At 50.4% G+C, this 17,554-nt stretch carries 17 protein-coding genes; 16 read left to right on the forward strand and 1 reads right to left on the reverse strand.

The features are described 5' to 3' along the window. Positions 1-233 precede the first annotated feature (233 nt). The 8 genes from K9N57_17545 (at position 234) to K9N57_17580 (ending at position 9,188) form a co-directional block, all read left to right on the forward strand. A complete protein-coding gene (locus K9N57_17545; protein MCF7805984.1) occupies positions 234-1,340 on the forward strand; it encodes a GHKL domain-containing protein in 1,107 nt (368 codons plus the stop codon). Positions 1,341-1,346: 6 nt separating this feature from the next. Beyond that, positions 1,347-2,708, forward strand: coding sequence for a sigma-54 dependent transcriptional regulator (locus K9N57_17550; GenBank protein ID MCF7805985.1), 1,362 nt, complete (start codon positions 1,347-1,349; stop codon positions 2,706-2,708). Positions 2,709-3,397: 689 nt separating this feature from the next. Beyond that, the gene (locus K9N57_17555; protein MCF7805986.1) at positions 3,398-4,027 is read left to right on the forward strand and encodes a hypothetical protein; all 630 of its coding nucleotides are present in this window, start codon (positions 3,398-3,400) and stop codon (positions 4,025-4,027) included. Positions 4,028-4,520: 493 nt separating this feature from the next. Further along, entirely contained in the window at positions 4,521-6,533 is a 2,013-nt protein-coding gene (locus K9N57_17560; protein ID MCF7805987.1) for a heme lyase CcmF/NrfE family subunit, read from the forward strand. After that, entirely contained in the window at positions 6,478-6,942 is a 465-nt protein-coding gene (locus K9N57_17565; GenBank protein MCF7805988.1) for a cytochrome c-type biogenesis protein CcmH, read from the forward strand. Before K9N57_17560 ends, K9N57_17565 begins: the two co-directional genes overlap by 56 nt. Continuing rightward, on the forward strand, positions 6,935-7,318 hold the full coding sequence (locus tag K9N57_17570; protein MCF7805989.1) for a zinc ribbon domain-containing protein: 384 nt from the start codon (positions 6,935-6,937) through the stop codon (positions 7,316-7,318). The genes K9N57_17565 and K9N57_17570 overlap by 8 nt, the downstream gene beginning before the upstream one ends. Positions 7,319-8,264: 946 nt before the next feature. Next, positions 8,265-8,429 (forward strand): YHS domain-containing protein, encoded by a 165-nt coding sequence (locus K9N57_17575; protein ID MCF7805990.1) that lies wholly within the window; start codon positions 8,265-8,267, stop codon positions 8,427-8,429. 162 nt (positions 8,430-8,591) lie between these two features. Continuing rightward, a complete protein-coding gene (locus K9N57_17580; protein ID MCF7805991.1) occupies positions 8,592-9,188 on the forward strand; it encodes a methyltransferase domain-containing protein in 597 nt (198 codons plus the stop codon). Between the two features lie 165 nt (positions 9,189-9,353). Here the strand turns inward: K9N57_17580 and K9N57_17585 are convergent, their stop codons facing one another. Further along, positions 9,354-9,647, reverse strand: a complete 294-nt coding sequence (locus K9N57_17585) for a hypothetical protein (protein MCF7805992.1) — start codon at positions 9,645-9,647, stop codon at positions 9,354-9,356. A 46-nt stretch (positions 9,648-9,693) separates the two neighbouring features. On the opposite strand from K9N57_17585, the gene K9N57_17590 reads away from it, so the two are divergent. The 8 genes from K9N57_17590 to K9N57_17625 form a co-directional block, all read left to right on the forward strand. Beyond that, the gene (locus K9N57_17590) at positions 9,694-10,485 is read left to right on the forward strand and encodes a hypothetical protein (protein ID MCF7805993.1); all 792 of its coding nucleotides are present in this window, start codon (positions 9,694-9,696) and stop codon (positions 10,483-10,485) included. 161 nt (positions 10,486-10,646) lie between these two features. Continuing rightward, the gene (locus tag K9N57_17595) at positions 10,647-10,790 is read left to right on the forward strand and encodes a hypothetical protein (protein ID MCF7805994.1); all 144 of its coding nucleotides are present in this window, start codon (positions 10,647-10,649) and stop codon (positions 10,788-10,790) included. A gap of 18 nt (positions 10,791-10,808) precedes the next feature. Then, entirely contained in the window at positions 10,809-11,354 is a 546-nt protein-coding gene (locus tag K9N57_17600) for a cation transporter (GenBank protein ID MCF7805995.1), read from the forward strand. A gap of 418 nt (positions 11,355-11,772) precedes the next feature. After that, on the forward strand, positions 11,773-13,632 hold the full coding sequence (locus tag K9N57_17605) for a copper resistance system multicopper oxidase (GenBank protein ID MCF7805996.1): 1,860 nt from the start codon (positions 11,773-11,775) through the stop codon (positions 13,630-13,632). Beyond that, a complete protein-coding gene (locus K9N57_17610; GenBank protein MCF7805997.1) occupies positions 13,625-14,533 on the forward strand; it encodes a copper resistance protein B in 909 nt (302 codons plus the stop codon). The genes K9N57_17605 and K9N57_17610 overlap by 8 nt, the downstream gene beginning before the upstream one ends. 433 nt (positions 14,534-14,966) lie before the next feature. Then, a complete protein-coding gene (locus K9N57_17615) occupies positions 14,967-15,521 on the forward strand; it encodes a sigma-70 family RNA polymerase sigma factor (GenBank protein ID MCF7805998.1) in 555 nt (184 codons plus the stop codon). A 215-nt stretch (positions 15,522-15,736) separates the two neighbouring features. Further along, positions 15,737-16,555, forward strand: coding sequence for a DUF5667 domain-containing protein (locus K9N57_17620; protein MCF7805999.1), 819 nt, complete (start codon positions 15,737-15,739; stop codon positions 16,553-16,555). A gap of 479 nt (positions 16,556-17,034) precedes the next feature. Next, positions 17,035-17,554, forward strand: a 520-nt coding sequence (locus tag K9N57_17625; protein ID MCF7806000.1) for a Spy/CpxP family protein refolding chaperone, incomplete at its 3' end; no start/stop codon positions are given.

A 17,554-nucleotide genomic window follows, 5' to 3' on the forward strand; every position in this document is an offset into this window, starting at 1 on the left:
CAGTGCCCAGGAACAAAAATGGAGCCAAACGCGGCACCACTGGGGCGAAATCTATGCGGAACTCTTGCTGGTGTTCCGGAAACGACTGGAACCGTATATTGACCGATGAACGGGTTTACACACTTTTCCTTACACTCTCTCTCCTCCGATATTGTTTGTTGAATCTTTTAACTATAACACTGTAACACAATAACACATTAACATGGTTTTTCAACCACTTTAATACTTTAAAAATGAATAACTCCAACCAAACCTGGTACAGAGATTGGGTCTTCTGGATGGTTACCGGGATGATCCTGATCATCAGTGTGTTGCACTATAGCACCACGCTGACCGAAGCGGTTTTCCACGATATTTACCGGCGGCTGTATTATATCCCCATTATCATTGCCGCTTTCCGGTACCAGTTGGTTGGTGGTGTCGGGGCTTCTGTCATCATCAGTCTGATTTATTTGCCGCATCTGATTTCTCACTGGGGCATCAGTCCGGAACAGGGACTGAACAAACTCCTGGAACTGGTATTGTATAATGTGGTTGGGATTTTATCCGGTGTGTTGGTGACCAATCAGGAAAAGGAGCGCCAGCGTTATGAAGATACCGCTAATCAGCTCGATCAATCATTGCAGGAGTTACAAGCCCAGTCGAAACGGTTGATTGAGATGGAGGAAAATCTTCGCGTGGCCGACCGGTTGGCGGTGCTTGGAGAGCTCACGGCATCTCTGGCACATGAAGTCCGGAATCCGTTGGGATCAATCACCGGATCTGCCAAGCTATTGGCAAATGATGAGTTGGAACCGGAGGAGAAGGAAGAAGTCGCGGAAATCCTGATGAAAGAAGCGGAGCGGATGAACCAGGTGGTGGAGAACTATCTGAGTGCCGCCAGAACAGAGCCGAAATCCAGACAGAAATTTCAGCTGAATGAAGTGCTGACCTCGGTGCAGCGCCTGCTCGCCGAAAAAACCCGGAAACGGAATATCACCTTCTCCATGCGACTCCCGAACCAACCAGTCAATCTCACCATGGATCGAAACCATTTGTACCAAATTCTGATTAACCTGCTGCTCAATGCCATCGATGCCATGCCGGAAGGGGGAACCATCTCACTTTCAGCCACGACGAACTCCGGAAAATTACAGTTGATTGTGGAGGATCAGGGTAAAGGAATTCCACAGGAGGAGGTTGCCAATGTGTGGAATACCTTTTACACGACCAAGCAGGAAGGCACCGGGTTGGGTCTCCCGATCGTGAAACGGATTGTCGAAGAATATGAGGGACAGATTTCCCTGGAAAGCGAACTCGACAAGGGAACGAAAGTCACTATTATTATGCCGCAGGAATAACCCAGTATGAATACCGAACCACAGAAAAGAAATATATTGGTGATTGATGATGACGTCAGCCTCGGGCGGGTAATCTTCTATGAGTTAAAACAGCGTGGATTTACCGCGACTACGGCACAATCCGGAGAAGAAGGCCTGCAACTCTATCAGAAACAGGATTTCGATGCCGTCCTGACGGATATGCGTATGGAAGGGAAGTCCGGCCTGGATGTGCTTCGCGAGGTGCTCGCCATCAATCCGGACGAAGTGGTGATTATCATGACCGCATACGGCACCATGGATAATGCGATGAAGGCCGTTAAGATCGGCGCCGCAGATTACATCACCAAGCCGTTTGCCACCGATCAACTGGCGTTTGTCATTGAAAAAGCGCTGCGCATGAAATCCCTGGAAGAATCGACGGCAAATTTACGTCAGCAGGTGCTGGAGCGCAGCCGGTTCGAGAATCTGGTGGGTGAGAGCAAAGCGATGGAAGAGGTGTTCAAGACCGCGGAAAAAGTTGCTTTAAGCGATGCTCCGGTGCTTGTGTTGGGCGAAACGGGCACCGGCAAAGAGGAGTTGGCAAAAGCCATCCACCACAACGGCTATCGATCCGAAGAGCCGTTTGTCCCGGTGAATTGCGGTTCGATTCCGGAGAACCTTATCGAGAGTGAATTGTTTGGACATGAAAAAGGCGCATTTACTGGTGCCGATCGGCGGCACATCGGGAGCTTTGAACAGGCGAACGGCGGCACCGTCTTCCTGGACGAAATTGCTGAACTGCCGCTACAGGTGCAGGTAAAGCTTCTTCGTGTGCTGCAGGAACATCAAATTCAGCGGGTCGGCGGAGAACAGATAATTGATCTCGATATCCGGATCATAGCCGCCACCAATCAGGACCTCCGGGAGATGGTGGAGAACGGCACGTTCCGGGAAGACCTTTATTACCGTCTGAACGTCGTAAGTATTACCATGCCGCCGCTCCGGAACCGAAATGGCGATATAGATATGCTGGCGGAGCATTTTCTGATTGAATTGAGTGAGGGCCAACAGGTTCGACTGTCCGATGAGGTGTACGAACTGTTCCATCGGTATCCGTTTCCTGGAAACGTCCGGGAACTGCGGAACGCCATTCAGCGGGCGCTGGTCATGAATGACGGGGAAGAAATCCAAGTTGACGATCTCCCGTCACACATCCGGAACCAACAGGACGATACTTCCGATAAACAACTCGATTTGCACAATATGACCCTGGAAGAGATCGAACGGTCTGCAATTATGCAGGCGCTTGAACAGACCGGCGGCAACCAGACCCAGGCAGCCAAGCGGCTGGGCATTCCCCGGCACGTCCTGATTTACCGGCTGAAGAAGTATGATATTGAAGTGTGAGCCTCCTGCGGCGGAGTGTTATAGTGTTCGGGTGTTAAGGTGTTATTGTTTTGAACTTCATCTGTTTCGTACTCCTAATCTTAATAATACTCTTCGTTATCCCGGTGTAATGAAGAGGATTATCCTTATTCTCTGACTGCTGGATTTGGGGGTAACTTTTGTATATTTTGGTTTGGGAGATGTATTCCGATATTCAACACTATTGACGACGCCAGGAGCGATCACCGGAGATTCCGTTCACACTACGCGTCTCCGGCTATACTGATTACTCTTCGTCCTACGGGATTCTGTTCAGTATTTGGCAGCTGCCGGATTAATCGTGTGTGATATATTTCCTTTAGCAAGCATTGTAACCCTGGTCAGGGTCGTGACCCCTGACAGGGTCTGTCTGGATTCGTTAATAGCAGATCTCACCAGTTAAATCCAGAGTGATTATTTCCTATCCATCCACCAACCACCAACAACACACAACGAACAACCGACAACCAACCGGTTTTTCCCTTCTGCCTTCTTCCTCAATTCCTGTAGACTAATCCACATGTAATTCCTGTTTTTGTAGAATATCCTACAACCCGAATATAATGTTCCAGACTTAAAGAGTATGGTTAAGCCATTTCGGGTATCTGGAACAGCCGTTGCATATGTATGGATAGAATAATGAAAGCAACCGAAAACAAAGGAGATAACGTATGAAAACAGTCAAATCACTTTTAGTTGCAGTCGCATTGCTTGGATTCAGTGTTGGTGTATCCGCCCAGGGAATGCACGGTATGCAGGGGAATCAAGGAAAAGTTGGCCAGATGGGCGGTCATGGTGGAATGATGGGCATGATGCAGGGAATGCATGGTGGCGGTATGATGAGTGGTATGCACGACAGTCAGGGAATGATGGGCCAGTCGGTTCCCTCGGTGAAGACGATCCTTGTCCAGGCGAATGCCCTGGAACTCACGGGCGATCAGGTACAAACCTTAAAGAAACAGGCCTCCGACCTGCAGAAGCAGGTGATCCGGTTGAAGGCAGACGCGAAGATTGCCGGACTGGATTTGGCGCAGGCACTGAACAGCAATGACTTGAAGCAGAAAGACGTTGAAAATGCACTGGAAAACCGGCACGCCCAGAAGTTGAAAATACAGAAGACACTTCTTAACAGCTATTTCGACGGACTGGACGTGCTGACGGAAGAGCAGCGCGCGCAAGTATCAGTTGTTGGCGGTGGCTGCGGTATGATGGGTGGAATGCACGGCAAGCCCGATAAGCCCGGACAGAGCGGCTCCCATATGGGGGGTATGATGCAGGATGATCACGGAGATATGGAATAATAAGACGACTGGAAGTATTACGTATTGCGTATTACGTACCCGGACTTCTGGTTTACCGTTAAAGTAATACACAGTCCGCATTACAAATCACTCGAAAATTAAGACCCTATAACAATAACACACTAACACGTTGTTAACTTGAACATCGGAACACTTTAACACTTGAACAATGAGGTGCAACAATCCCCCCTCAATAAATGGCATCGGAGAGAGCAACTCTCTCCGGTGTTTTTTATTTACTCCCGATATCCAACCCTGATTTAGCAAAGCCAAAACCCGTTACCACAAATGATAATTTCCAGAGATTCAGATGAAGAATATTCTACAACACTTTCACTCAACTGAAGGTATTGTTGAAAAATTAATCACCAATAATTCGCGTATTTACAGTGATATAGAGCAGGTAGTTCGAAAAATGGCATCCGGATTGCGTAATGACTGTTGAAGATGACAACAATCAAATATTCACCATAACCGATTTAGGATAAGACATATGTATCAACTGGGGACACATTTGCTGGAGCTGACGCTATTGGTCAGTCTGTTTGCACTGGGGTCCAGTCTGTGGGGATATCATCGTCGCAAGCTGGAGTTTGTCCAGAGTAGCCGTCGGGCAGTACTGCTGGCGTTCGTCTTAGTGAGTGCGGCATCCGGAATACTGCTCTGGGCGCTTATCACACACGATTTTCGTGTAGAATACGTGGCGAGTTATACCAATTCAACGCTCTCGACATTTTACAGTATTACGGCATTCTGGGCGGGACAAAAAGGCTCCATGCTGTTTTGGGCATGGATTCTCGGTGGCTTTTCGGCATTGACCGTATATCAAAACCGAAAACAGAATACCAAACTCATGCCGTATGTCATGGCAACGCTGATGGTCGTACAGGGATTTTTTCTGGCGATGATGCTGTTTGCTGCCAATCCGTTTGAAACGCTGGCATTCACGCCACAGGATGGACAAGGCCTCAATCCTTTGCTGCAGAATTCCGGGATGGCGATGCATCCGCCTACTCTCTACCTGGGCTACATTGCGTTCACGATACCGTTCGCCTTCGCTATTGCGTCGCTATTCACCCGGAAACTGGATTCCCAGTGGATTACGACCACGCGGAAATGGACGATCGCCGCGTGGTTCTTTCTGACATTGGGCAATCTCTTCGGAATGAAATGGGCGTATGTGGAACTCGGCTGGGGCGGCTTCTGGGCGTGGGATCCGGTGGAAAATGCCTCCTTTCTTCCTTGGCTGACTGGCACGGCTTTTCTTCACTCCGTTATGATCCAGGAACGACGGGGGATGCTCAAAGTCTGGAACATGAGTCTCATAGTAATCACATTTTTGCTGACAATCCTTGGGACATTCATCACCCGGAGCGGACTGATTTCCTCCGTCCATTCCTTCGGGGTTTCGAAAGTCGGGCCGTTTTTTCTCTGGTTCCTGCTGATTGCCGCCGGCGTGTCGGTCTATCTGATTATCACTCGATTGCCTGACTTGGAATCGGAACACGAACTGGATTCCCTGCTCTCGCGGGAAAGCAGTTTCTTACTGAACAACATGCTACTGCTGGGAGCGGCCTTCGCCGTGCTGTGGGGGACGCTGTTCCCAATTATTTCGGAAGCGGTGACCGGAGAGAAGATCACTGTTGGCGCGCCGTTTTTCAATCAGGTGACAACACCTATATTTCTGACGCTCCTGCTGCTGACGGGTATCTGTCCGCTCATCGCGTGGCGCAAGGCGACAGGCCGAAATTTCCGCCGGAATTTCTTCTGGCCGCTCATGGTGAGTGTCGTCGCCGGGGTGGTATTCTGGGTGGCCGGCATCGCCAATATCTACATCTGGATGTCGTTTACCTTTTCTGTCTTCGTCATGTATACCATCGGGATGGAATTTTGGAAAGGTCTCCGTGCGAAGATGCGATCGGCTGGCCGTTCGATCTGGCAGGCAACGGTGAGTATGATCCGGACGAACCAGCGGCGCTATGGCGGGTATATCATTCACGTGGGCATCGTCATGATTATCGTCGGGATCACCGGCTCGGTGGGATTCAAAACGGAACAGAAAGCCATGCTGAACAAGGGCGATCGCACTTCAATAAAGAATTACGAGATTGAACTGGTTGACCTCTATTCGGAACAAGATCCCGAAAAAGCCAGTTACGGCGCCAATCTGAATGTGTATAAAAACGGCGCCATGTTCGCCACGATGACACCGGAAAAGCGGATCCACCGAACCAAACAGGACCAACCGCACACCGAAGTGGCGCTGCATCAAACATTAAAAGAAGACCTGTACATCATTTATGCCGGCACGAATGAGGCCGGCAAGGCGGTGCTGGATATCCACATCAACCCGCTGACGGTCTGGATCTGGGCCGGCGGTATTATCATGGCATTTGGCACCCTGATCGCACTGTTACCGAATCGTAAAAAATCGAAGGAGATAGAGAATAATGAAACGTCTGTTTACGCTCGTACTGGCGATCGGACTCCTGTCCCAGCCGCTTAACCTGGCTGCGGAATCATCCGGGAATGTCTCTGCCGTCACTAAAGGGCTCATGTGTACCTGTGGCTGTACGATGGTCCTGTACAGTTGCCAGTGTGGTGTCGCGGACCAGATGACGGAAGACATCCGGGGTATGCTGGATGCCGGTCTGAGCAAGGATGAAATCTTTGCCAAATATGTTGATGAAAACGGTCAGGCTATTTTAGCGGCTCCTCCCAAAGAGGGGTTTAATCTCAGCGCATGGATTCTGCCCTTTGCGGCACTGGGAATCGCTGGAGTAATAGTGGTGCTGGTGTTACGGAAATGGCGCAGCCGCGGAGCTGAACACATAATACCGGAAAATTCAGTGAATTCCACGTATCTCGAAGAGGTTGAACGGGAACTTGAAGCAATAGAGGAAGACTATGTTTAGCGCGATATATCTCATCATCATAATCATCAGCGGATACATACTGGTACAGCCGTTTTTCCGAAGCACGCCGGCGGTGGCCATTTCCACCAACGGGAATGCGGATTTGAAATACCGGAAGCAAGAACTGCTGCGTGAACTCAAAGAAATCGAATTTGACTACCACATGGGCAAACTGAGCGAGGAGGATTATCACGAGCTGACCCGGGAATACAAACTGCGGGCGGCGCAGGTTCTGCAGGAATTAAAAGGCGTACAACCTGCTGCTCCGGAACAGGAGAAGGAGACCTCTGATTGCCCGGCGTGTCAGTCACCATTGCCGGACGGCGCACAGTTTTGCCCCCAATGCGGAACACAGTTAGGAGAAAACCATGCGTAATAAATTAATAGTTGTGGCACTTGCACTTTTTCTGCTGCCAGGCGGAATTTCCGCATATCAGGTTGAAGGGACAGTAGAAAACGGCTCTCAGGATCGACCGATGGAAAAACATCCCGTCGCTTTGAAACAGTATGATGGTAAGCAAGAGGCGGTGATTGCCGTCGATACCACGGATTCTCAGGGGCAATTTCAGTTTACGGGACTGGATTCCCTGGGGCAATACCGGCTGTCGGTCTTTTATCAGACAGTTAAGTACGAGGATATCGCCTGGAGTAAGCCAATCCCGGGCGACCATCCCCTGAAAGTGACAGTCTGGGACACCACCCAGTCGGATTCAGATATCCGGGTCGCCATGCAGCACGCAGTACTGACCGAAGGCGAAGGCCGGCTGTTCGTCCGGCAGATCATGCGGGTCGAAAATACCGGAAATAAAACATTCAAGGGAACTGTTCCTCTCTCTGAGAACACCTACAAAACACTCGCTTTTGATCTTCCACCCGGCGCGACGAATGTTCGTCCTGGCAAAGGATTTATGCAGTGTTGCGTGGGCACCAATGGTTCGGAATTCTATGATACCATGGAACTCCATCCCGGTACCAAGGATTTGGTGATTCACTACGAAATTCCGGTGGAAGAAGAACAATTCGTATTTCAGGATAAAACACCGTATCCGGTGGACTCATACGTTGCCTTAATCAAGCGGCAAAAAGCCAAAGTGAGTAGCGATATGCTGAATGTACTGGAAACTGCCACAGACAAATCCTTTGTCCAATTGGCCACGAACCAGGTGAAAGAAGGAACCGTCATTCCGATTCGCTTTAGCAACTTCCTCCAGCCGCCCACTGACTATGGACGGTACTTTCTGGCGCTTTTCATCGCACTAATTGTTGGGGGAATTGTAGTAGCCAGACGGGGAAAAATCAAAACAGAAAACGAGGAGAAACCCATGCCAAGAGATCCTGTTTGCCATATGCCGGTGCCAGAGGATGACACTTCTTACACGACCGCTTATCAGGGGAAAACATATTATTTTTGCTGTGAACACTGTCAGGAATCATTTCAGAACCAACCGGGCGAATATATTTCCAGTGAAGAAGAGGAGACCACTTAACCACGGTATCCTCTCTCGTGGTATCCGGGGGATTGAGGATTGGATTAATTGCGTAGAAGGGGGTTAGTTCTTTTCTCATCCTCCGGATAAAATTCCCGTTTACATTCTCTGCTTTCACTCCTAATTAATGGAAAAACGCAGTGGAGATGCTCAGATACAATTATGGATTTCATCCGCCGTAAATACAACCGGGTCAGCACACGGTATAATCTCATGGAATTTCCTATGGAGCTGACGGTCTTTCCAGGCTGGCGGAGAGCAGTGCAATGTGAGGTGCGTGGTCCGTTAGTGTTAGAAGTGGGGGTCGGCACCGGGAAAAACATCCAGTACCACAATCCGGAATGGGATATTGTTGCCTTCGACATCAGCGAGGGGATGCTGTCGAAGATCGATCCGGAGCCACGCAATAACCTGCATCTCCTGCAGATGAATGCAGAACAAATGGGGTTTCCGAATAACACATTTGATTCGGTCTTCGACACCTTCGTTTTCTGTTCGGTACCGGATGCGGTCAAAGGAATGCGCGAAATCCACCGCGTACTGAAACCCGGTGGACGCTTCGTAGCCCTGGAGCACATGCGTCCGGACAATGAACTTGCCGGAAAATTCTTCGATATCGCTGATCCCTATACGGTAGCCACAACGGGAGCCCACGTGAATCGTCATACCGTGGAGAATGTTCGTAAGGCGGGTTTTAAAATATCTGAAGTTCGCTATTTGTTGACCAGCGTAGTCCGGTTGATAGTCGCAGAAAAATGAAGCTGGTAACGAAATCTTTGGTCGTCCTTGGTGTTGAGAGTGATTGGAGTACCACCTAAGTTAGACTGAAGGAGAGATAAATTTTTTAATGAGCGAGGGAATAAAAAATTGAGACAATACAGGATATACATCGATTCCATCTTCTGAACTGGCTGCATCGACGGCTTAACTGCCGCACTCAAGCGCCTGGACGGCGTGACGGATGTTGCATTTGTTAGTGAGAATACATCGTTTGTCGTGACCACTTCCGAAATGCGAGAGGAACATGCGGAATCGTTTCGAAATATCATCGAAAACTGGGAACACTATGATTACAAGGTGGGAGAGATTGAAGTCGTTGAGAGATAGATTTCTGTTCGCCATCGTTTTGGTCATGTCACTGGTGCTGGTATTCACCCAGCCGGCGTTTCCCCAGTGACCGCTGTGAAGTAATCCCACGCTCCCGGTCGGGAGCGCCACATACGGAGTCGGACTGGAGCCGGAGCAGTGGTCGCTGAGTAATGGGTTGAGTGCTGGACAGTACGAGGCAGCGCTCACCGACGAGAATCATTCTTCAGATGAGCATACCGGCCATCAGCGGTATCTCCGGAACATTCTTTCACTGGGCTACGGTTTTGGTCCTCACTGGAATGGATTTTTGGATCTCCCCTATGAATATCGGGTGCAGCGAGTGAATGAGGAATCGCCGCATCACCAGAACGAAACACTTTCAGCGCCCGGGGATGTACATTTACGTATCAACTATCTCTGGAAAAACAGAGTATTCGGACCGGGCTGGCGTCTCTATTCCGGCGCCGGCCTGATTTTGCCTACCGGTAGCGCATACGAGTCAAACGTCTTTGCACCGGAGGCTGATTCTGTGTTTCACTCGCACATGGTCTCCGGGCTGGGAAATTATCAGTTTAGCATGCAGGGAGAGGCGTATTACCGATCGAATTTCCCGGTGGCCACAGGCCTTGTTGTGAACGGGAGATTTCCGTTATGGAATCCTGAGACTGCCTACTCTCCCGGCATTGAATGGAGTGTCCTCTGGACAAACTATTTGCATGCCATTCAAGTGTTTTCCTCAGTACCACGGTTCAATATCCTCGTCTCTGGGCGGACAGCAGAATCCTGGAGCGGAGATCAGTGGCCGAATAGCGGGGGATGGAAGTTCGATATTCAGGGCGGTTGGACTACCGAGATTTCGGAGTTTTGGGCGGCATTGTTTGAGGTCAATATTCCGGTGTGGCAAAATTACCGGGGCACGCAATTATCGGGCGTACATGCCACTGTGACGGTCCGGTATCTCTTCTGAGTGGAGGCTCAAATCCCTGTCCTTCGGTGTGAAATTATACGGGATGTTTTCAAAGATATGACTTATGCAGAAGTTCCGATTGAGAAAAGGACGACTCAACGGTTGATCTATACGAGATTCAATGAGACGTTACAACAAAGGAGATAAAGGAGGAAAATTTTATGAAAATAGAGAAAGTTCTGATGCAGGCATTTTCAGGAATATTGATGGTCTTGGTTCTTGGATCAATGGCCATTGGGCAATCAGAACACGCTTCACAACCTGCACTCAGTGAGGTTACCCTCGAAGTTACCGGGATGACCTGACACTCCTGCCAGGTAAAAGTGCGGTCTGCACTTGAAGGGTTGGAAGGTGTCGAAAATGCTGAAGTATCACTGGATAAAGATAATGCGGTGGTGGTTTTCGATTCGTCGAAGGTGACCATCAAGCAGATGACGGAATCAGTCAAAAAAGCCGGCTATGGCATCAGCGGAGCATCTGAGATCACGCAGTATAAGAAAGGGAAATCGGAGAAGTCTGAAGAAAACAAATCAGACGACCACACAACCGATTACCGTACTCTTACAATTGAAGAGCTGGCAGAACTCACTGACGATCCTGAGGTGACCCTGGTAAATGTGCATATCCCGTATGCCGGGGAGATTCCCGGAACGAATGCGTTCGTTCCATTTAACCGGATTCAGGAGAATAAAGACAAACTTCCCAGTGATAAAAATGCAAAGATCTTCCTGTACTGCCGGAGTGGCCATATGAGCAAACTGGCTTCAAATACACTGACTGGGATGGGATATACCGACGTCTACGATGTCCCCGGCGGGATGAATGCCTGGCGTAAAGCAGGCTACGAAATATCGAATACATCCCAATAGGTTGACTGTCCACTGCCGGAGGTATGACAAGGCAATATCTCCGGCTTCGCCTTTCACACAGAGACATTAAGACGGATATTCCATTGGCATTTGTGCGAAACAGTATTAACCTTTTATTTATATGGGAATTAAGCAATAGACCAAAGATGTAGCGATGGTCAATATGGTCTCAGATGATGTTCGATTCAGTACTCCTTGCACGCTAACAATACAACAAAATAGACACAGTCGATCTCGTTTACCCAGCAACCTCTCTGGCGGATTATAGGGATTCATATATTGGACAAAGTAATATGGATCCTGTGAAGTAATTCGAAAGATAACTTTTCTCCGTCCAGGTGAATGGTACAATTGCTGGGAAGTGGGAATGACTTGTGTGTGCTATAATGAGAATGAAACGCTGTGAAAGGAGTATTGTATGGCTGACGAAGCCGATCCGACGACACGGAGTGCCATAACCAGGCGGGATTTTCTCGCCAAGGTCGGTACTGCAGCGGTCGCGGGGTCTTTGACAATGATGAACCCCTTGTGGGCTGCAGGCGAATCTGCCCCGAAGGCCGGAGAATTCGGGGAATTAGATGCTACCAGTCCCGGGGGCATCGATCTGTACATCGATCGCAAGAATCTGATCATAGGGGGAAAGCCCGAACGGGCCATTACCATCAACGGTTCTATTCCGGGTCCAGTTATTCGGATGACAGAAGGAAAAGAGGCTTTGATTCGGGTGCATAACCGGCTGGAGGAATCGACCTCGGTTCATTGGCACGGTATTCTGCTGCCGTATAATATGGATGGTGTGCCGGGGATCAGTTATCCCGGAATCGCTCCCGGCGAAACGTTTACGTACCGCTATCCAGTTCGGCAAAGCGGATCGTATTGGTATCACAGCCACACAGGTCTGCAGGAACAACTCGGTCACTACGGTCAGCTGATCGTCGAACCGGCCGACGCTGATCCGGTCGATTATGATGTTGAACATTCCATCGTGTTATCTGACTGGACGTCCGAAGAGCCGCACAAAGTACTCTGGAAACTGAAAACCATGGAGGGTTACTACAACTTTCAGAGACCGACCCTGGCCAATATAGACGACCAGATGGAATCTGAAAATAAGACGGTTAAAGAAGTTGTCAGCAAACGACTGGCATGGGATCGGATGCGGATGGATCCTACCGATATTGCCGACATCACTGGCGCGACCTATACCTTTCTCATGAATGGGCAGGCAGCGCACGAGAATCCCCTGTTCGTGGCGCAACCCGGGCAGCGTGTGCGCTTTCGGATTACCAACGCCTCCACGATGACCTTCTACGATTTCCGGATTCCGGGGTTACCCATGACCGTGGTACAGGCTGACGGACAAAACGTCCAGCCGGTGGAAACCGATGAGCTGCGAATCGGGGTTGCCGAAACGTACGACGTGGTGGTGACCATGCCGGATGACCAGGCATATACGGTGTTTGCCGAAGCTATGGATCGGAGCGGGTATGCCCGTGGCACCCTCGCACCCAGAGAAGGGATGTCCGCTCAGGTACCCGAACAACGCTCCCGGCCCATGCTGACCATGGCGGATATGGGCATGATGATGCACGGTGACGATATGAAGGGTATGAATAATAACGGTGACAAAGATATGTCAGGAATGAAAGAGAACACCGGCAACCATTCCGGAGAAATTACCAAGGATGGTGAGCGACTGCCGACGGCGAATTTGCCTGACCGGATTAAACACGGTCCGGACGGTCACGGCCCCGCCAGTATCACCATGGCTCGTACGGCTTCCCGGCGGCTGGATTATCCCGGCGCAGGTCTGGGCGATGACGAGTGGCGCGTGCTGACATATGACCAGCTTCGGGCATTGAAACGTCCACCCGGTCGGCGACCACCAACGCGCCAGTTTGACCTCCATCTAACCGGAAACATGCACAAGTATATCTGGGGCTTTGACGGGAAAAAATGGTCCGAATCGGATATGATCCGGTTTCAGTACGGCGAGCGCCTCCGGATCAATATGATCAATGATACCATGATGAGTCATCCCATTCACCTGCACGGGATGTGGATGGATCTGTATGCCGGGGGCACCCTCGAAGATAATCCCCGTAAGCATACGGTGATCGTACAACCAGCGGAGTTATTAACTGTAGACATCACGGCCGATGCCCTTGGGCAATGGGCATTCCATTGCCACCTGCTGTTTCACATGGAGGCGGGCATGTTCCGCACGGTTGCGGTCGTCCGTTCACTGGAAGGAGGGCCGATCAATGCTGATGTTTAATAAACAGATAACAATTGCATTGTTCGCAGGATTGGTTTTGGGAATGCCGCTCTTCGCGCAGCAACAATCGGATACCCTGACAACCGCTGATCGCCCGATGCATACGGAATCCGCACAGGAACACGCCGGCGACAGGCAACCCGAACCGGAATCACCACCACCCCTGCCGGAAGGCATGACGCTGGAGGAGGTGTTCGAATACGCGGAGACTCCACCGCCTTCCGACTATCCTGATTCCGTTCCGGATGATAAACTCTACCTCTTTACGATGTTCGAACAATTTGAATATCGCACCACGAACAGTACTGCCCCAGATCACCTCGGGTGGGAAGCCCAGGGCTGGTTCGGCCGGGATTTCGGAAAGTTCTGGTGGAAGAACGAGTCGGAGGTGATGTTTGGGGAAACAAACGAGGGTGAGACGGAAACCGACTTTCTCTATTCCCGGCTGATGACTCCGTTCTGGAATATCCAGGCTGGCGTCCAGTATGCCAACGAGTGGATGACAGACGAGTACGAGGATCGATGGTCGGGAGTTATTGCCCTGCAGGGCTTGGCGCCCTATAAATTTGAACTGGACAATTCCCTGTATCTGTCCCAGCACGGAAATGTGACGCTGGCATTGGAAGCGGAGTACGACCTTCGTATTACCCAGCGATTGGTGGCGCAGCCACTGGCCGCAGTAGGCGCGGCATTCCAGGATATCCCGGAACGCGGACTGGGCGCCGGGATCACTGGTGTGAATCTGGACGTCCGGCTGCGCTACGAGATCAAGCGGGAATTCGCGCCGTATCTCGGCATCCGCTCGCATTTTCTCGTCGGGGAGACCAAAGACATTGCATCCAGCGCCGGGGAGGATTCCGAACAGATCTTGTTCTTTTCCGGCCTCCGGTTTGCATTTTAGCCTGAATTGTTCATGAATACAGGATAAAAGTGAACAACTAGGAGTATATAAGCTGTGTTATAACAGTGACTTGTAGAGACGTGCCATGGCACGTCTCTCCTCAAATGGATTGCCGCGCAAGTTGAATCCTGATCGGTTGGGAACCGTGGATTTATCGGATATCACTGGAATGAAGGTCTGTATTCATGAAAAATTCAGGTTAGTTTTAATCAAAGACCCAGACTCCGCCCAATGGCGGAGTCAAAGGAGATACCCCGGCTTACAAAGCCGGGGACTCCATTTGAATTCACCAGCCGACCCGGGAAAGGCCAAATTAGGTCTGGTACTTTTCCATTCTTTATCTATAGGTTATCAAACACATTTTATAGAAGAATAAGATTTCTGAAATGCCCCATAACAAATTCCAACGTAATCCGTCTGTACAGGTGAGACAATGAACCAGACCGTCGACGATCTGTCCAACGAGGCCCTGAGCGCGCTGGTCGATGAGGCGAAGCAGGGGAAAGACGGAGCGCAGTCGCGGTTGATTTCGTTGTCGTACACGAAAATCTACCGGTATATTTATTACCGGGTGAACCAAAAGGAAGACGCGGAGGACCTGACCAATGACGTTTTTGTCCGGATGCTGGAATCGCTGGAGCAGCAACGCGGATCGTTTCTGGCGTGGCTTTATCAGATCGCCAAGAACCGGATCGTGGATTACTACCGCAAGCAGGATGTCCGCAGCGACACCAGCGACGTCGGGGAAACCATCGAATACTTCGAGAGTGAAGGGAAACCGATAGACAAGATGTTTATGCGGGAGGAGCTGCAGAAAGGCATCAACCAACTGACCGAAGATCAGCAGGACGTGATAATCCTGCGGTTCATCGAGGGCTACCAGGCGAATGAGGTTGCTGAGCAACTGGACAAGTCGCCGACGGCAGTGCGACAGCTCCAGTACCGGGCGCTGAACCAGCTCCGGAAGATGATCCCGGAAAAAGAATAAGACAAAAATGCACCGCAGAGACGCAGAGGACGCAGAGAAAAGAATATTAAAACCAAGTGAAAAGCACTGCAAAAATTTCAACATACAACGAACGACATACAACGAACAAAAAAATACGATTGGGAAACTTCAATAAATTTCGACTGCAGACCGGGGACACAAGACACGTGACCGTTGTTAACTTGAACACATGAACACTGGAACACTCTCACACTATGAATAATGAATTCAACACCATCCTGGACTACTGCATTGACGAGATGCGTACCGGGCAATCCATCGATGATCTGGTCAATCAGTTTCCAGAATATGCCGATGAATTGCGGCCGATGCTGGAGATGTCGGAGCACCTTGGCGAAATGGAATCTCCGGAGCCGTCGGCGGAGACCATCAATAATGCGCTCTTTGAGATCGGCCAACGGGCTGGACCACAGCAGCAGGAGCCGGATACCTCCGGCCTCTTTCTGCCGGCATTCGTGCGGCAGCCGTGGGTGCGGCGAACCGTCAGTGCTGTGCTGGTGGTTGTTGTGCTCTTTATCGGGCTCTCCACCGCCTCAGCGGACAGCGTCCCCGGTGACCTCCTGTATCCGATCAAACAACTGACAGAGTCCATTCAAATAGCGTTCACGTTCAACGAAGAGGATGCAGCCGAATTGCGGTTAACCTTCTCTGAAAAACGGCTGAAGGAACTGTCGCAGGTCTACCGGGAAACCGGGGAAGTCAACGAACAACTGATTCAGGCTATGCTGGCCGACGCCGGGAACGCGATCGAACGCGCGATGGCAACCGGCGATACGCTCTCGTTTCTGCGAACCAAGGCCCAACATCTGAACGAAACCCAGCACGAATTCCTGCAGCACTTGCAGCCACGCGTCCGGGGCCAGGCGCGACAAACCGTGGATCGGGCTATCGAAGTCTGCGGCCAGCGCCGCGGCCGGATGCAACAGATGATGCAGCGCATGATGGACGGCGACATGCCCATGCACCAGGGGCAGGGGCGTGGACATATGAACGGGATGATGGAACGGCGATAACGGCAGTGTTATAGTGTTAAAGTGTTACCGTGTTATAGTTGTAAGGCGTCCAATGTCCTCTGTTTCCGGCCTTTTCTTAACACTTCGTAATTCGACATTCGATATTCATCGGTTTGGAATTCATTCTGTGTTCATGTGTTCCGGTGTTCATGTATTGGCGTGTTGTCGTGTTTTTGTGTTACTGTGTTATTGTTACACTACTAGAAGTCGGTAGTCAGTAATCGGCAGGTGTTACTTTTCTTATCCATCAGTTTCTGATCAATATGGGTTTTTCCTTTTTCGTCCCTGAAGAGTGTAAATACACTCCATGACATTATTAAAATATTTAAATCAGCCGCGCCCATTCCCGTGAACAGTAACACTTTAACACGGTAACACGATAACACACAGTTCCCCCCATAACACTTTCCGATCTGGTTCGTCTGTGATTAGTGAAAGAAAGAAAAATGAGCAATGAACCAAACACACGGAGGCTTCAAATGAAACGCACAGCACTTATACTGATAATCGCAGGCGCACTGGCAACCCCGTTTTTCCTTGGTACAGGATTCGCCCAGGAATGGGGCGGCATGCACGGGAACACCGCCGGCAACGGGTACGGCATGATGAACGGTGGACATATGGGCGGCCACATGGGCGCCGGTCACATGATGAACGGTATGCAGGGTAATCGACAAAACGTGCCCGACCAGTACCGGTTGAGTGAGAAACAGCAGACCAAGATTGACGATATCCGGGACGCGTATCAGGAAGAACTGACCCCGCTGATTGAGCAGCTGCGTGAGACCCGCCGGGAATATGCCACGGCGCTCAATTCCAATGATATCGATGCGGATCGGCTGGAACAGCTCCGGGCGGAAGTGAACAGCATCCAGGACAAGATCCAGGAGCAACGCGTGGAATCCCGGAAGCAGGTCAACACGGTACTGACCGACGATCAGCTGGCCTATTATGGGAATCATCACGGATTTCTGATGGGATCCGAATGGCAGAATATGC

It is taken from the genome of Candidatus Neomarinimicrobiota bacterium (assembly GCA_021734025.1).
In the GTDB taxonomy this organism is placed as follows: Bacteria; Fidelibacterota; JAANXI01; order JAANXI01; family JAANXI01; genus JAANXI01.

What these genes read in the sequence shown, in the direction of transcription:
- K9N57_17545 (MCF7805984.1), top strand. Translation starts at nt 234, where the DNA reads ATGAATAACTCCAACCAAACCTGGTACAGAGATTGGGTCTTCTGGATG.
- K9N57_17550 (MCF7805985.1), top strand. Translation starts at nt 1,347, where the DNA reads ATGAATACCGAACCACAGAAAAGAAATATATTGGTGATTGATGATGAC.
- K9N57_17555 (MCF7805986.1), top strand. Translation starts at nt 3,398, where the DNA reads ATGAAAACAGTCAAATCACTTTTAGTTGCAGTCGCATTGCTTGGATTC.
- K9N57_17560 (MCF7805987.1), top strand. Translation starts at nt 4,521, where the DNA reads ATGTATCAACTGGGGACACATTTGCTGGAGCTGACGCTATTGGTCAGT.
- K9N57_17565 (MCF7805988.1), top strand. Translation starts at nt 6,478, where the DNA reads ATGAAACGTCTGTTTACGCTCGTACTGGCGATCGGACTCCTGTCCCAG.
- K9N57_17570 (MCF7805989.1), top strand. Translation starts at nt 6,935, where the DNA reads ATGTTTAGCGCGATATATCTCATCATCATAATCATCAGCGGATACATA.
- K9N57_17575 (MCF7805990.1), top strand. Translation starts at nt 8,265, where the DNA reads ATGCCAAGAGATCCTGTTTGCCATATGCCGGTGCCAGAGGATGACACT.
- K9N57_17580 (MCF7805991.1), top strand. Translation starts at nt 8,592, where the DNA reads ATGGATTTCATCCGCCGTAAATACAACCGGGTCAGCACACGGTATAAT.
- K9N57_17595 (MCF7805994.1), top strand. Translation starts at nt 10,647, where the DNA reads ATGAAAATAGAGAAAGTTCTGATGCAGGCATTTTCAGGAATATTGATG.
- K9N57_17605 (MCF7805996.1), top strand. Translation starts at nt 11,773, where the DNA reads ATGGCTGACGAAGCCGATCCGACGACACGGAGTGCCATAACCAGGCGG.
- K9N57_17610 (MCF7805997.1), top strand. Translation starts at nt 13,625, where the DNA reads ATGTTTAATAAACAGATAACAATTGCATTGTTCGCAGGATTGGTTTTG.
- K9N57_17615 (MCF7805998.1), top strand. Translation starts at nt 14,967, where the DNA reads ATGAACCAGACCGTCGACGATCTGTCCAACGAGGCCCTGAGCGCGCTG.
- K9N57_17620 (MCF7805999.1), top strand. Translation starts at nt 15,737, where the DNA reads ATGAATAATGAATTCAACACCATCCTGGACTACTGCATTGACGAGATG.